The 14,829-nt window shown below is 62.5% G+C and carries 14 protein-coding genes; 5 read left to right on the top strand and 9 right to left on the bottom strand.

The window, feature by feature from the left end:
• Positions 1-66: 66 nt before the first annotated feature.
• The 3 genes from RA302_RS21070 to RA302_RS21080 all read left to right on the top strand — a co-directional run bounded on the left by RA302_RS21070 (position 67) and on the right by RA302_RS21080 (position 3,084).
• Positions 67-1,785, top strand: a complete 1,719-nt coding sequence (locus RA302_RS21070) for a peptide chain release factor 3 (protein WP_070162474.1) — start codon at positions 67-69, stop codon at positions 1,783-1,785.
• The gene (gene pnuC, locus RA302_RS21075) at positions 1,785-2,435 is read left to right on the top strand and encodes a nicotinamide riboside transporter PnuC (RefSeq protein ID WP_019744670.1); all 651 of its coding nucleotides are present in this window, start codon (positions 1,785-1,787) and stop codon (positions 2,433-2,435) included. Before RA302_RS21070 ends, pnuC begins: the two co-directional genes overlap by 1 nt.
• A gap of 76 nt (positions 2,436-2,511) precedes the next feature.
• Positions 2,512-3,084: a hypothetical protein gene (locus RA302_RS21080; RefSeq protein WP_047270289.1), complete on the top strand. Its 573-nt coding sequence runs from the start codon at positions 2,512-2,514 to the stop codon at positions 3,082-3,084.
• An 18-nt stretch (positions 3,085-3,102) separates the two neighbouring features.
• Here RA302_RS21080 and RA302_RS21085 read toward each other — a convergent pair whose 3' ends face one another.
• The 7 genes from RA302_RS21085 to RA302_RS21115 form a co-directional block, all read right to left on the bottom strand.
• Positions 3,103-3,777 carry a pyridoxal 5'-phosphate synthase gene (locus tag RA302_RS21085; RefSeq protein ID WP_070162476.1) on the bottom strand — a complete coding sequence of 225 codons (675 nt, stop codon included), beginning with the start codon at positions 3,775-3,777 and terminating at the stop codon, positions 3,103-3,105.
• A 25-nt stretch (positions 3,778-3,802) separates the two neighbouring features.
• A complete protein-coding gene (locus RA302_RS21090) occupies positions 3,803-4,303 on the bottom strand; it encodes a nuclear transport factor 2 family protein (protein WP_003946235.1) in 501 nt (166 codons plus the stop codon).
• A gap of 97 nt (positions 4,304-4,400) precedes the next feature.
• Positions 4,401-5,042: a TetR/AcrR family transcriptional regulator gene (locus RA302_RS21095; RefSeq protein ID WP_243617546.1), complete on the bottom strand. Its 642-nt coding sequence runs from the start codon at positions 5,040-5,042 to the stop codon at positions 4,401-4,403.
• A gap of 5 nt (positions 5,043-5,047) precedes the next feature.
• The gene (locus tag RA302_RS21100) at positions 5,048-6,784 is read right to left on the bottom strand and encodes an ABC transporter ATP-binding protein (protein WP_070162480.1); all 1,737 of its coding nucleotides are present in this window, start codon (positions 6,782-6,784) and stop codon (positions 5,048-5,050) included.
• A complete protein-coding gene (locus RA302_RS21105; RefSeq protein ID WP_338477854.1) occupies positions 6,781-8,742 on the bottom strand; it encodes an ABC transporter ATP-binding protein in 1,962 nt (653 codons plus the stop codon). Before RA302_RS21105 ends, RA302_RS21100 begins: the two co-directional genes overlap by 4 nt.
• Complete coding sequence (locus RA302_RS21110; protein ID WP_070162484.1) at positions 8,739-9,731, bottom strand: ABC transporter substrate-binding protein; 993 nt, start codon at positions 9,729-9,731, stop codon at positions 8,739-8,741. The genes RA302_RS21105 and RA302_RS21110 overlap by 4 nt, the downstream gene beginning before the upstream one ends.
• A 55-nt stretch (positions 9,732-9,786) precedes the next feature.
• On the bottom strand, positions 9,787-11,169 hold the full coding sequence (locus tag RA302_RS21115; protein WP_070162504.1) for an MFS transporter: 1,383 nt from the start codon (positions 11,167-11,169) through the stop codon (positions 9,787-9,789).
• Positions 11,170-11,253: 84 nt separating this feature from the next.
• Between RA302_RS21115 and RA302_RS21120 the strand changes: the two genes are divergently transcribed.
• Positions 11,254-11,892, top strand: a complete 639-nt coding sequence (locus RA302_RS21120; protein WP_030536301.1) for a TetR/AcrR family transcriptional regulator — start codon at positions 11,254-11,256, stop codon at positions 11,890-11,892.
• Between the two features lie 71 nt (positions 11,893-11,963).
• Positions 11,964-12,938 (top strand): ABC transporter substrate-binding protein, encoded by a 975-nt coding sequence (locus RA302_RS21125; protein WP_042448946.1) that lies wholly within the window; start codon positions 11,964-11,966, stop codon positions 12,936-12,938.
• Position 12,939: 1 nt separating this feature from the next.
• Here RA302_RS21125 and RA302_RS21130 read toward each other — a convergent pair whose 3' ends face one another.
• Together RA302_RS21130 and RA302_RS21135 are read right to left on the bottom strand one after the other, a co-directional pair.
• Complete coding sequence (locus tag RA302_RS21130) at positions 12,940-13,980, bottom strand: ABC transporter substrate-binding protein (protein ID WP_042448949.1); 1,041 nt, start codon at positions 13,978-13,980, stop codon at positions 12,940-12,942.
• A complete protein-coding gene (locus RA302_RS21135; protein ID WP_050794099.1) occupies positions 13,977-14,828 on the bottom strand; it encodes an ABC transporter ATP-binding protein in 852 nt (283 codons plus the stop codon). The genes RA302_RS21130 and RA302_RS21135 overlap by 4 nt, the downstream gene beginning before the upstream one ends.
• Position 14,829 lies beyond the last annotated feature (1 nt).

Genomic DNA, 14,829 nt, shown 5'->3' on the forward strand with positions numbered 1-14,829 from the left:
GCACTCTCCACCTGTCCGCGCACCGGCACGTCGCCGGCACCGACGCCCACTTCGAGAGGTTCTTCGTTGACTACCCCGTCCGACTCGACCGTCCCTTCCGACTCGACTGTCCAGTCCGACACCGAAGGCCCCGATTCAACCGAGAGCGGGTCGGTCGCGGTCACGACGACGACCAAGGGCCTGTCCGCCGAGGCAGAGCGTCGCCGCACCTTCGCCGTCATCTCGCATCCCGACGCCGGAAAGTCGACGCTGACCGAAGCGCTGGCACTGCACGCGAAGAAGATCTCGGAGGCAGGAGCCGTCCACGGCAAGGCAGGCCGCAAGTCGACGGTCTCGGACTGGATGGAGATGGAGAAGGCCCGCGGCATTTCCGTCAGTTCCACCGCACTGCAGTTCAACTACCACTCCTCCGAGACCCCGGACGAGCAGATCAACGTCATCAACCTCGTCGACACCCCCGGTCACTCCGACTTCTCCGAGGACACGTACCGCGTCCTGACCGCCGTCGACGCGGCGGTCATGCTCATCGACGCTGCCAAGGGCCTCGAACCGCAGACGCTCAAGCTGTTTCAGGTGTGTCGTCACCGCGGCATTCCGGTCATCACCGTCATCAACAAGTGGGACCGTCCAGGTCAGACTCCTCTCGAACTGCTCGACGAGATCGGCGAACGGATCGGCCTCACACCCACCCCCCTGTACTGGCCGGTCGGCATCGCCGGCGACTTCCGCGGACTGCTGCGGCGCGGTGAAGACGGTGAGGCTCGCGAGTACGTCCGCTTCACCCGTACCGCAGGCGGCGCGAAGATCGCCCCCGAAGAGGTCATGGACGCCGACGCGGCGCTCGCCAAGGAAGGCTCCGAGTGGGAGACCGCGGCCGAGGAGAGTGAACTGCTCTCCGCTACCGGCCAGGACCACGATCAGGAGATGTTCCTCGCCGGTCAGACTTCCCCGGTGATCTTCGCGTCCGCGATGCTCAACTTCGGCGTCCGCCAGATCCTCGACACCCTCGTCGAATTGGCGCCGCCGCCGCGTGGGCGCGAAGACCTCAGCGGCAAGCCGCGCGAGGTCACCGATCCGTTCAGTGCGGTCGTCTTCAAGGTGCAGGCCGGTATGGACACCGCGCACCGCGACCGTCTGGCGTTCATGCGCATCGTCTCCGGCGTGTTCGAGCGCGGCATGGTTGTCACACACGCCCAAACCGGCAAGCCCTTCACGACCAAGTACGCCCAGACGGTATTCGGACGTGAACGTTCCACCGTCGAATCCGCGTTCCCCGGCGACGTCGTCGGCCTCGTCAACGCCACCGCACTCGCACCCGGCCACACGCTGTACACCGAGAAGAAGGTGGAGTTCCCACCGATCCCGTCGTTCGCGCCGGAACACTTCTCGATCCTGCGCGCCGAAAGCGCCGGCAAGTACAAGCAGTTCCGCCGTGCTGTCGACCAACTCGATTCCGAGGGCGTCGTCCAGATTCTCCGCAACGACATCCGCGGCGACGCCTCCCCCGTCATGGCGGCCGTCGGCCCGATGCAGTTCGAGGTCGTCGCAGCGCGCATGAAGGCCGAGTTCAACGTCGAGGCCAAGATGGAACCGCTCGGCTACGCATTGGCTCGCCGTACCGACGCCGCGTCCGAGGTCGAACTGAACCGTCAGCGCGGTGTGGAGGTCTTCACCCGATCCGACGGTGTTCTGCTCGCCCTGGTCAGTGACAAGTGGCGCCTGCAGTACATCCAGAAGGAACTCCCGGATCTGACGCTCGAACCCCTCGTCGCTGCTGCGGACTGATGAGCCTGATCGAGGCGCTGTTCGACGCCGAACTGCACATCGGCAGCGCCACGATTCTCTGGCGAGAGATCATCGGAAACGCGTTCGGAATCGGCTCCGCGATCGCGGGCGCGCGACGCTCGGTATGGGCGTGGCCCGTCGGTATAGCCGGAAATGCCTTGTTGTTCACGGTGTTCATGGGCGCACTTTTCCACACTCCGCAAGAGCTCAATCTCTACGGCCAGGCCGGCCGTCAGTTGTTGTTCATCACCGTCAGCGTCTACGGGTGGACTCAGTGGCGACGCGGGGCACGCGACTCCGGTCGCGCAGTCCTGCCCCACTGGGCGACAACTCGCGAGCGCGTCGCCATGATCGCCGTCATGGCCAGCGGCACAATCGCTTTCGCCTGGATCTTCGACCTCCTCGGCTCGTACGGAGCGTGGGCGGAGGCCTGGATCTTCACCGGCTCCATCCTCGCGACATACGGCATGGCGCGCGGCTGGACCGAATTCTGGCTCATCTGGATCGGCGTCGACGCCGTTGGTGTTCCCCTTCTTTTCCGAGCCGGCTATTACCCTTCGGCGATCCTCTATCTGGTCTATGCATTCTTCGTCCTGTGGGGCTTCGCAATGTGGCTACGCATTCAACGCCGAACTCCACAAGGGGTGTGACCCTAAACCAACTCCTGGTATGTTTGCGTCGATTAAGCAAACCGACGGTCTGTTTACGGGCATCAGGAGCGAAACAATGGAAGACAAGAATTCTCACGGAATAGCGGGCCCCAACGGTTCCGGCAACGGATCGAGAGCCAATAGTTCCGCAAGTAATGGTTCTGCAAGCAATGGTTCTGCAAGCAATGGTTCTGGGAGCAACCTTTCCACGGGTAACGGTTCCAGCAGTGCCACCGCCACAGCGGATTTTCTGTCGACCGCACCCAAGCAATCCGATGCATTCACGTTTCCGCTTCCTGCCCGAACCACGGCCGCACACAGCAGCGGAGAGGACCTTTCAGTGCCAGCTTCAACACGCGAATCATCGAGGACGCTCGAAACTCGGAGTCGTACCGTCGTACGTCGCGACGCGATGGGCGTAGCCGCCGTTCGAGTGGCCGGTCGACTCACCCACACCGAACTCATCGCAAATCAGGCCTCACCCTCGAGCGCACATTCCTCCGATCCCACGACGGATCTGGACGAGTTGCTCACGATGCTCGGCAGCTACCTGTTGTCCTCGGGGTTCGAACATCCCGAAATCCACGCCAAACTGGGCGGACAGTCGATCGTCGTCAACCTCGTATCGCCGGAGATCAGCGCGAGCTGATCTGGGCCCAGCTGCCCCTTAGGGCCACAGCACTGCTCGTGTCCATGCTCGGTCCGAGCCGCGCCGGTACAACCACCGCTGATGCCGACGCCCGGAGTCTGCCTGCCAGAACTCGACAGACTCCGGCTCGAGGCACCACGCACGCCAGTCCTTCGACACGAACCCTGGGTCGTCGCTGATTCTTGCTTCCGCAGCGGCCACCGACGTGTCGTACGCCCCTAAGTCTTCGAGCACCTCGCTCTGCTCACTTGCCGTCGCCACCGCTCTCGCCGTGACGGAGCGTTCGACGAAGTCTCGGCGTCGAAGTGCGTCGCCGCCCTCGCGAACCGTTCCGCGAATCCGGACCTGTTGACCCGTCTCGCGCCAGTAGAAGGCGAGCGATGCTCGCGGATTTTTTTTCAGCTCAACACCTTTCGGCGAAGCAGCTGAACCCGAGAACCAGAACCCACCCTCGCTCACGTCCTTGAGGATGAGGAAGCGAGAATCAGGCATACCGTCGCCGTCCACGGTCGAGAGCGCACACACTTGTGGCTCGACGACGCCGAAGGCCACGGCCGCACGGAGCCAGTCGAGGAACAACTCCCCCGGCTTTTCCGGAAAACACTCGGGCGCGGGCGGCGGAGTTCCGGTCAGCGCGGGGATACCGCGAATCCACGTCCGTACGTCAGGCAGCGAAAAATCTGCATCAACCATGAGCCGACTCTAATCGCGGGCGACCTCAGGAGACGTTGCGAACGACCGAGTCGCCGAACGACGGTTGCTGCAGCAGCGCCCACTTGTTGGACGTCAATCGGAAACTCGGCATGTCGGCGAGCGCCACCACCGATTCCCAGGTCCGCTCGTAGCTCGTGTGGGAGATTCGCCATTCACCGTCGCTGCAGCGGGTGTATCTGTCGTGATAGAAGGCCGATCCGCGAAGCAGCATGCCGTCTTCGGGGATTACCACTGTGTCCGCGAGGCACCAGATCCCGGTTGCGGTGTCTCCGTCGACGTCGATCTCGGGTTGCCCGCACTGATGTTCGGTGATGATGTGTGATCCGAGAGTGTTCTCGAGGAAGGAGACGAACGAATCTCGGGAATCGAAACTGAGTTGTTCTCCGTAGATCGCGGTGGCGTCGACGGTCAGAGTGTCGGCGAATTCGACCCAAGATTTGGTGTCCAAGGCGCGTGCGTATCGGTACTTGAGTCTTTGGATGAGAACAATCGCTTCGAGATCCATGATCCCCGCCTCCCGGTGCAGCAACCACCCGTCCTATGTGTGCACATTAGCCTGTATCACGCCGAAACGGGCATTACTCTCAAAGCTAGTAGAAATGTCAGCCGATAACACGCTTTTCCAGGCCGTCGAGCATGATCGTGATCTTCTCGTCCAACCAACCTCGCCCGTGCCACGTCGATTCGTCGCCGATTCCCTCGATCAACGACTCCGATGCATTCCAACTTTCCTGATACGCCTGTCGCGCGGAACGTGAATCGGCGGAGCTGACGGTCTTGTCCATCGCCGCCATCATTGCGAACTGCGTCATCGTCACCTCGGAGATGAAGTCCACCGCCAATATCGCATCGTGGGGTGTGAAGCCTTGCGCAGTCAACGAACCGACCAGTTTCTCCACGATCTCGATTATCGCCGGCGGCGTGCCCGGAACTGCGAGCCCGACCTGGGCCAGACCTGGATAGCGCTCGAACGAGGACCACAGAACGTCGCAGAAATCCTTCAGGAATTCGCGCCACGGACGATTCGTATCGGGCCATACAGTCTGACGCACAACATGATCCGAGCAGGCACGCAGCAGCGCTTCGCGGTCTGCGAAGTAGCGATAAAGTGCAGAATGACTGACGCCCAGCCGCTTTGCCACGCTCGGCATGGTCAGTTCACTCAGATCATCGGCGAGGGCGGCCTCGACGATGTCCGTTGTCGACAACGTCGGCGGCCGCCCCGTCTTCTTTCCGGTCTGCATTCTGCTCAGCTTGCCACCAACCGCCATCCCGACGCACGGTGGCGCTGGTTCCAGAACGCGGCGTAGTTCCCACCGGCTGCGAGCAGGACTTCGTGGGTGCCCACTTCGACGATCGATCCGTCGTCACCGAGCACGATGATCTGATCTGCGGCCACGACGGTCGACAGTTTGTGAGCGATCACGAGCAGTGTGCTTTCCCTGGCGAGTTCTTGCATCGCACGCTGCACGTGTGCCTCGTTCTCGGGATCGAGCGCGGCCGTCGCCTCGTCGAGCAGAACGACAGGTGCGCGTTTGAGGAGTGCGCGCGCAATGGAGACCCGCTGCCGCTCTCCACCGGACAGTGCCGTCCCGCCCTCACCGACACGGGTGTCCCAACCCCGCGGAAGCCGCTCGACGATTTCCGCGACGCCCGCGATCCGAGCCACGTCGAAGACTTCCTCGTCCGTGGCTTCGGGGCGGCCGAGGCGGATGTTCGCGATCAACGTGTCGTCGAAGAGGTACACGTCCTGGAAGACCAGAGACAGCTGCGACATCAGGTCGGCACTCGTGAGGTCCCGCACGTCGACGCCGCCGACACGCACCACACCGGAGTCGACGTCATAGAAGCGCGAGATCAACCGGGTGACGGTGGTTTTGCCGGACCCTGACGGACCGACCAACGCCGTCAACGACTTCCGTGGCACGTCGAAGGAGATGTTTCGCAGAACCTGCCCACCGTCCGCGTATCCGAAGTCGAGGGCGTCGAACTGCACTGCCGTCTCCCCCGTGGCCGTCCCGCTGGTATCGGGTTCGACCATTGGTTCAACTTCGAGGATCTCGGACATTCGCCGGATTTCATTGCGTGCCATTCTGATTGCACCGCCGAACTCGCCGATCTCACCCAGCGGCTGGATGAACCGTGCGGTCAGTCCGAGTAGCGCGATCAACGTGACCGGATCGATGTCGCCGCCGAGCGCGAGGAACGCGCCCAAGATGATCACGGCAGAGAACACGAATTGCAGGGCAATCCCGTTGACCACGGACCCGATCACCACGAACCACAGTTGTGAACGACCCGCAGTGTGTTGCGCTTCGATCGCGTCGTCGAGCGGTTCGTACACCCCGTGGGTGCGTCCGAAAGCACGCAGGACCGGTTGGCAACGCGCGTATTCGAGCACTCGATTGTTCGATTCGACGGCCGCTGCATGGGCCCGATCGTCGGCCTTGGCAGTCATCGTCGAGGCAAATCTGGCTGCCGCGAACAGAATCGGAACGCTGACCACCAGCGCCAACCCGAGCCGCCAGTCGAAGAACAACATGCACACGACAATGGTTGCCGGGCTGGCAATTCCGGAGATGATCGGTGTCATCAGGTGCGCAGCCGCCCCCATCACCGAGATGGTGCCCTTGCTGGCAACCTGCGATACCTGCCCGAGTCGGCCGGCGCCGAACCAGCCGAGCGGCAGAGTGACGAGATGATCTCCCAGGCGCAGATGCATCGTCCGCAGCAGAGTGAGGGCCGACTCGAAACCCTTCATCGCCTGCAGGTAGTGCGCAATCGAACTGATCACAGCGCATACGGCCATGGCGGCGAGCCACCGAACGAAACTGCCCCAGTTCTGATCGAACAGTGCCTGCACCGCAGGGACCAGAAGCGCCACTGCCAAACCCTGCATCACGCCGTACAACACTGCCCACACCAGGAACTCGCGATATCGGCCCTGATTCTGCGGGCCGAGTATCCGGAAGAGGTCGCGAATCATGAGTTGGCCTTTCCTGCTGCGTCAGACGTACCTGCGATGCTGTCGGCCCGACTGTGCTCAATCGAGTCGGCCCGACTGTGTTCAATCGAGTCGGCCCGACTGTGCTCAATCGAGTCGGCCCGACTGTGTTCAATCGAGTCGGCCCGACTGTGACTCGCCCACATCCGGGCATAGGTTGAACCACTCGCCACAAGCTGATCGTGCGTGCCCTTCTCCACGATCCGTCCGGCGTCGAGGACCACTATCTGATCGGCACTCACGATCGAAGCCAACCGGTGCGCGATCACCAGCACCGTGCGGCCGACCGTCAAGCGCGACAGCGCTTCTTGGATATCGGCTTCGGACTCCGGGTCGGCGAACGCAGTTGCCTCGTCGAGCACGAGAACAGGAGTGTCCGCGAGAATCGCACGCGCGATGGAGACTCTTTGGGCTTCACCACCCGAGAATCTGGCGTCGACCCCGACCACCGAGTCGTACCCCCTCGGGAGCGCTTCGATTCGGGTGTCGATCTGCGCGGCTGCGGCAGCGGCCTTCACCTCGGCCGAAGTCGCCTGCGGTCGGGCAAGCCGAATGTTGTCGAGCACGGTCGCTTCGACCAGCTGCACGTCCTGCAGAACGAATCCGACGTGGCGGTACAGCTCGTCGGTAGCGACTTCCCGGACGTCGACACCACCGATTGCCACGGATCCGGCACGCACGTCGTGGAACCTCGGAACCAGCGTTGCCAGCGTCGACTTACCCGAACCCGAAGGTCCGACCAACGCCGTCACGGTGCCCTCCGACAGCGTCAGATCAATGTCGGACAGGACGTCGGCGCCGTCGTCGTATGCAAAGGAGACTCCGGAGAATCGAACTTCGTTCCCCACAGGCTTTTTCGGATGATCGGTTTCCGGCAGAGCGTCGGTTGCGAACAGCGCGATCAGTCGCGCCGCAGCGGCGGCTGCCTCACGGCGAGCCTGCATACCGAAACCGATGGTCGTCACCGACACCGGAATCACCATCGCGACAAGAGAACTGGTCAGCACATCGACGGGTGACACCCATCCGGAGTGAACGAACCACGAGCCGAGGCCAAGGTTGACCACCAGCACAACCGGTGCGCTCAACGCAATCGAGGCCAGCGCCTCGGTCCGGAGCATCGGGCGAACCCAGCCCTCGTACGAGACGGCAAACGCCTTGGCAGCGTCGCGGTATCGAGAATGTGACTGCTTGTCCTGACCGAAGGTCTTGACCACTGCGATGCCGGTGACGAACTCGACGATGGTGTTGCTGATGGCCGCGATGCCCTCATTCATCCGGCTCATCTTGACGGCCATGTCCTTGGTCATCATCGCGTAGGCGATCATGTAGATCGGGAGGGTGGCAATCGCGACCAGTCCCAGACGCCAGTCGATCGAGATCACGTAGCCGAGCCCGACGAGCGGCACCGCAATGGCGCCGGTGGTCTCGACGGCGCTGTGCGCAACCAGGTAGTGGAGATCGGAGATGTCGTTCTGCGCGGCTTTTCGCACGGTTCCGGACGAGTGGGAGGTGAACCAGCCCAGTGGAAGTCGACCGAGTGTCGCTGCGATTCGACGCCGAAGCACAGCTTGAAGATTGACATCGGCGAAGTGCGTCACGATCAATGCACCGCCTCCGAAGAACGCACGCATACCCAGACCGAAGACGACCACCCACACGATCGTCCAGACGCGAGACGAGTCGATGTCGCCGCCCACGATCAGCGTCTTACCCAACTCGGCGATGGCCACGTACGGCACGATGGCCGCGACCGCGGCGATCACCTGCATCACCATCGCGATGGTGGTCCGTGTACGAACTGGCGCAAGGAGTTCGCGAAGCGCGCTCTTGTGCGCCGCCGCTTCAGCTTTGGCTTGCGAGGCTTCGGCCGTCGCTCCTTGTGGTGCGTCGGCCTCTTCAGATGAAATGTCTGCTTTCGTAGCCTGTGTCGTCGTCATTTCGAGAACGCCTTCCATCGGGTTTCTGCGTCGGCGTCGGATGCGATGCGGCCTTGGAGTTCCGCGCCGGTGAGAGTGCGATCGGCAAGAGCCTCGAGGTCTTCGAGGATCCAGTAGACCGCGAAAGGATAACTGCCGAACCAAAGTTCACCGCTCACGTCTGCCGTGCGTCCGGCCTTCACTGCGGAGATCTCGTTGAACAGTGGATTTGCGTGAACTAGAGCGCCGTCGTAGATGTTGCCCGAGGTCACGACCATCGCGTCCGCCGCGTGCTGTCCGACCTCCTCGCCTGACACCGAAGACGTGGCAACACCTGTGTTGGGGCCGATCTTCGCGTCGAGTTCGGCTTGCGGGCGCCCGAAACCGGCTTCCTCGATGATCGAGGACATCGGCGACTGTGGGATGACGGTGTAAATGCCGCCGGAGAATCCCACCAGCACTGACAGCGTCTGCGGTTGCGCCTCGACCGTTCCGGATACTTCGGCAAATTTGGTCTCGAGCCTCGACACGATTTCGCGAGCTTCGGACTCTCGACCCAGTGCCGTCGCCGCGGTATTCAGAAATTCGCGCCACGGCGCCGCATAGGCGAGCACCGTCGTCGGGGCAATCACGTTGGCCCGCAAGGTGATCGACGTCAACGAGCCGACATCACTGAGCAGGATTCGGTCAGGATGAACGGCCGCGATCTGCTCCGCATCTGGCGATTGGAAGAACGTCGGTTTGTCGACGACCTCGATCCCCTCACTCTGCAATATCTCCTTCGCCGCCTGCGACTGCAGCGTGGCGAAGACCGTATCGGGCTTGACCCCGAGCGTGAGTGCGTTGAGCGCTGCGAACTCGTCCAGTGCGAGCAGTTTCTGAGGTGCAGGTACGGCCGACGACTCGCCTGTTTCCGATGCGTCTGCGTCATCGCCGCCCACGGAGCAACCGACAAGCGCCGTTGCTGTCGCTGCGAGTGCCGTTGCTCGCAGGCCCCACTGCTGCCGCATCCTTCTCTCCCCGCTTTAGTTACACGCTGTCTCGATTAGGGGAGCCTACAATAAGTCACGCCTTTTGTGCAGTCCTCGTCGCTGGAAGTGCAATCGCCGGCAGACAGGCGACAACACTGATGACGGCACCCATCACGAACGCCAGCGCGAACGAGTCGCCGGAAATGCCGATCGCCAGGACCGCTGTGGTCACCGGGGCGCCCACCGCCGAACCGACGGTTCTGATCACACTGTTGACTCCACTGGCTGCTGCCATTTCCGATGGCGGGACGATCGAGGCAACCAACAGAGCACAGACCGCGAACCCCACGCCGTTCCCCAATCCGACGAGGGAAAAGAACGCCACGATCGCAACCACCGAACTCGGCCAGATCGCGAGTCCGACTGCGCCCGCCGCCATGAGGGCCAGCGCTATGACAGCGGGCACCCGCGGCCCGAATCGCCGCGCGAGAGCCGGCGTCAAGCGGCCACCGAGAAAGACGAGGACAGCGGCGGGCAAGAGCGCCAAGCCGGTCTGCACAACGGTGAATCCGCTTCCATACGTGGACGTTTCCGGCGCCTGGAGGATCCGCGGCAGACAGAGATAGAAAATGTACGGCACGAACCCGAACACCAGGGTGAGTGCGCTGGTGATCATCATCGGCTTGTCCCGAAAAACTCGCATGTCGACGATCGGCGCGTCGTGGCGGGAATCGACGGCAATCAGTGTCGCGAACGAAACGAACGCGACTACCACCAGACCCCAGAATCCGAGCGACAAAACTCCCCAGTCGGAGGCTTTCGTGATCGCCAATAGCAGGCTCACCAATCCGAACGCCAGAGCGCCGGCACCGGCCCAGTCCGTCGGCATACCCGGGCGGCGATGCGAGCCCGGAACCACGGCCACCACTGCGACCAATGCGAGCACGATCAAGATCCCGGTGATCACGAACAACCACTGCCAACTGAGATACTCGAGGATGACACCGCCGATCACCAGTGCACTTCCGGCACCGATTCCCAAAGTCCCAGCGAGCCAACCTATCCCTGAAGACAACTCGGGACCTACTACCGTTCTCCGCAGTACTGCCATCGCAAGCGGGAAGCTCGCCATGCTCACTCCCTGGACAGCTCGAACGACAAGCAGCACCCCGATATTCGGGGCGGCTGCCGCGGCAAATGTCGCGAGAGCGAAGATGATCAGGACGATCACCAGGACTCGCTTGTCGCCGAATCGGTCACCCATCGCGCCGACTATCGGAGCCATCACCGCGGCCGCCAACAGGTACGCCGTCAGGATCCAGCCGGTCACCGCCACGGACGTGTCGAAATGCTCACCCAACACCGGCAACGCCGGTACCAGCATGGTCTGCATGAGCGAGTAGACGAGTACCGCCCCCGCAAGCGCGGCGACCACCCGGCTCCCGGATCGCGTGGGCGCCTCCGCCAAGGTTGTCATCGACACCTTCCTCCAATCATGAATCGAATCGGAACGGAACACTCCGTTCCGATTGAGTAAACCATGCATTGCTAGCCTGTGGGAATGGCGAAAGAGAATGCGAGCCTCCCCGGACGCGCCCGAGAAGCCGCAGACAACGACGTCACCGTACTGCGAGCAGCGCGCGAGATTTTTGCCGAACAGGGTTGGAATGCACCGGTATCGGCAATTGCCACCCGGGCCGGAGTGGGAGTAGGCAGCATCTATCGCCGATACCGAGGCAAGGAGGAACTGGCGCAATCCCTGCGCGTCTGGGCGATCGACCACCTCGCCACCCTCGCCCGAGAGTGCATGAGCACCGCGAAAACCGATGAAGCCGTATTGAAGACGTTCTTCTCGCGATATCTCACCGAATCAGTGGGACCGCTCATTCCGGTCCTCGGCGGCAAGTTACCTGAACACGCCGAAGTCACTCGTGCCGCCGAAGAATTGGAGGCCGCACTGCAATCGATGGTCGACGTCTGCATCGACGCTCGCGAAGTCCCGCCCGACTTCACTGCTGCTGACGTCATGCTCATGACAGTGCATCTGCGGCCGACTCTGCCGATCGAGGGTGATCGAGCCACCGAAATACACACGCGCTATCTCGACTTCATGCTCGACGGACTTCGTGGCGGAACACCTCGACCAACGATCACTCCCCCGTCCTGGAGCGAATGGCTTCAGATGTGGCAGGGCAACTGACCCCGAGAACACCCGAATGACATGTCAGGTTAGGCTTACCTAGCTTATTTCGCCATGTTCGGAAGGTTCTCATGAAAATCAATCGCCGGCTCGCTGGCTTCGCCGCACTACCCGCCGTCGCCACGCTCCTACTCGCCGGTTGCGGAAGTAGCGACGCAGCGCCCTCTACCGAGACCAGGTCTGCCGACCAGTCCTGGAGTTACACAACGGGATACGGAAACACGATCACCCTCGACCACGCCCCGGAGCGGATCGTCGTCGACGCGTACTCCGCTGCGGCTCTGTGGGACTACGGCATTCGGCCGGTCGGCATCTTCGGTTACGGCGTCGGCAATCCAGACGTCACCGATCGCGCTGACGAGTCGACGATGACCGTCGTCGGCCGTGAAGGTGAACTCAGCGCGGAAGCTCTTGCGGCGCTGGACCCAGACCTGGTCATCGGGTACGGCAACAGCGACGACCCGACACGATGGACTTGGTGGGACGAGCCGATGGGCAAGACCGTCAACAATGTTGCACCGTTTGTCGGCGTCAAGTTCTCCGGAGCCTCGACACCGGACGTGTTGAACGAGTACGCCTCACTCGCCGAAGCACTCGGCGGGAACACCGACACAGCCGCAGCACGCGAGGGCAAGGAAGCATTCGAATCCGGTGCAGAGCGCATCCGAACTGCTGCGGCCAAGGTCGACGACATCGAAGTCCTCGCCCTGAACGGTGACAGCTCCGAGTTGTACGCAGGCACAACGGCGCTCGCTCAGTTCGGGTACCTGAAGGAACTGGGCGTGAAGTTCACCGGTCCGGGAGGCGACAAGGGCTGGGCCGATCTCAGCTGGGAACAGGTACCGGACTATCCGGCGGACATCGTGTTCCAGTTCGCGAAGTCGGCAGAGGCATTCGCGGCATCACCCGTGTTCGTCAAGCTGCCCGCGGTGACCGCGAACCAGGTGATCGACTTCGACGACAAGCGTCCCAACACCTACGCCAATTACGGCGCCTGGTTCGAGCAGGTTGCACAACTACTCGACCAGGCCCGCAACGTCGCCTGAATTACTGCCCAGCAGTGATTCGTCCGGCCGCTTCCTCGAGAACGTCGAGGAAGATGGCCGCGGTGAGCGCAAATCCTTGGTTGTATCGCGCGTCGCTGGTCAACACGTTGCCCGCTTGAACTGCAGGCAACCGCTGCCACGTCGGCTGCGACTTGATCGCGTCGAGCGCTTCCTGATCGCGTGCTTGGGCGATGATCACATCCGCCGGAGCCAAGGTGTCGAGTTGCTCGAACGACAACTCGAACGAGTTCTCTGCATTGTCGTCGTCACGGAAAAGCACGTCCAGGCCGGCATCGAGTGCAACACTGATTCGCAGATTCCGTTGATGCACAAGGAAGCCCGTCGGCGTCTGAACGCCGAACACGATCTTCTTTCCGCCCAGCTTCTCCTGCAACATCGGTCGCAGTCTCGCGAGCTTGTCGTCGTACTCCGCAATGGAAGCCTCGGCGATCGTCACCCGGTCGAGCTGGCTCGCCTGCGCCATCAGAGCACCTCGCCAGTCGACCGGGTGCCCGGCAATCGGTTCGACGTCGTCGCCGACGACCAACAGCGGCGCGATGGAAGACAAGCGCTCGGTGCCGTACCAGTCACTGGTGTATCCGATCGCAGTGATGACGATCAGATCGGGCTCGAGAGCGAGCAGAGCCTCGAAGTTGGTGGAGAAGTCGCCGGCGACGTTGACGAAGCTCGCGTCCTCGATGGTGCGGCCGGGAAACTGGAATCCTGCCTTGGCGTCGGGGAACCAGAAGTTGCCCGATCCGACGATCGGGTAGTCCATCATCATCGCGAATTCGAGGTCGACGCGGCCGTCGAGCACCACCACACGCCTCGGGTCGCGCGGAACGTCGCCGCTGAACTCGGCCCACGTGTACGGGAGAGTGTCACTGGCAGAGTCGGATTCGCCATCGGAGCTTCCGCAGGCGCTCAGCGCCAATGCTGCAGCCACACCAGCTGCGCCACCGAAGAATCGGCGTCGCGAAATGCGGTCGACGATCTGAGCCCACTCCGTGTCGGTAACCTGCGCATCCAGGACGAGTGTCATACCTTTGCTCCTTCGATGTTTCGCTGACGCTCGCGTCCCAGCGGAATGACCAGCGGTGTGTGGGAAACCGGATCGTCGATGATGCGGCACGCCATGCCGAACACCTCCTGCACCAGTTCTTCGGTGATGATCTCCGCGGGCGGGCCCTCGGCGACCACCGCGCCGTCCTTCATCGCGATGATGTGAGTTCCGTAGCGGCACGCGTGATTGAGATCGTGAAGCACCGCCACCAGCGTGTGTCCGTCGTTCTCGTTCAGATCGCGGCAGAGTTCCAGCAGCTCGATCTGGTGCGCGATGTCGAGGAACGTCGTCGGCTCGTCCAGTAGCACCAACGGAGTCTGCTGCGCGAGAACCATAGCTACCCAGACACGTTGGCGCTGACCACCGGACAGTTCGTCGACCGGCCTGGCCGACAGATCCGTGACCTTGGTTGCTTCCATCGCCTTGATGACGGCGGCCTCGTCCTCTCGGGACCACTGGCGGATCAGCTTCTGGTGCGGATAACGCCCTCGCGCAACCAGATCGGCGACTTTGATTCCGTCCGGCGCGATCGACGTCTGCGGCAGAAGCCCGAGTCGCCTCGCAACTTCCTTTGCCGGGTACGACGTGATCGCCTTACCGTCGAGAAGGACCTTGCCGGTGGTCGGCTTGAGCAACCGGGACAGCGCACGCAGAAGCGTCGACTTGCCGCAGGCATTGGGACCGACGATGACGGTGAAGCCACCGTCGGGGATTTCGACGTCGAGGTGTTCCGAGATGACGCGCTTGTCGTAACCGATCGTGACGTCCTCGGCGCGAAGCCGATTCGTCCTTTCGACCACGACGGCGGCCGTACTTGTCTCGTTCACG

It is taken from the genome of Rhodococcus sp. DN22, from assembly GCF_036669995.1.
GTDB classification, from domain to species: Bacteria; Actinomycetota; Actinomycetes; order Mycobacteriales; family Mycobacteriaceae; genus Rhodococcus_F; species Rhodococcus_F erythropolis.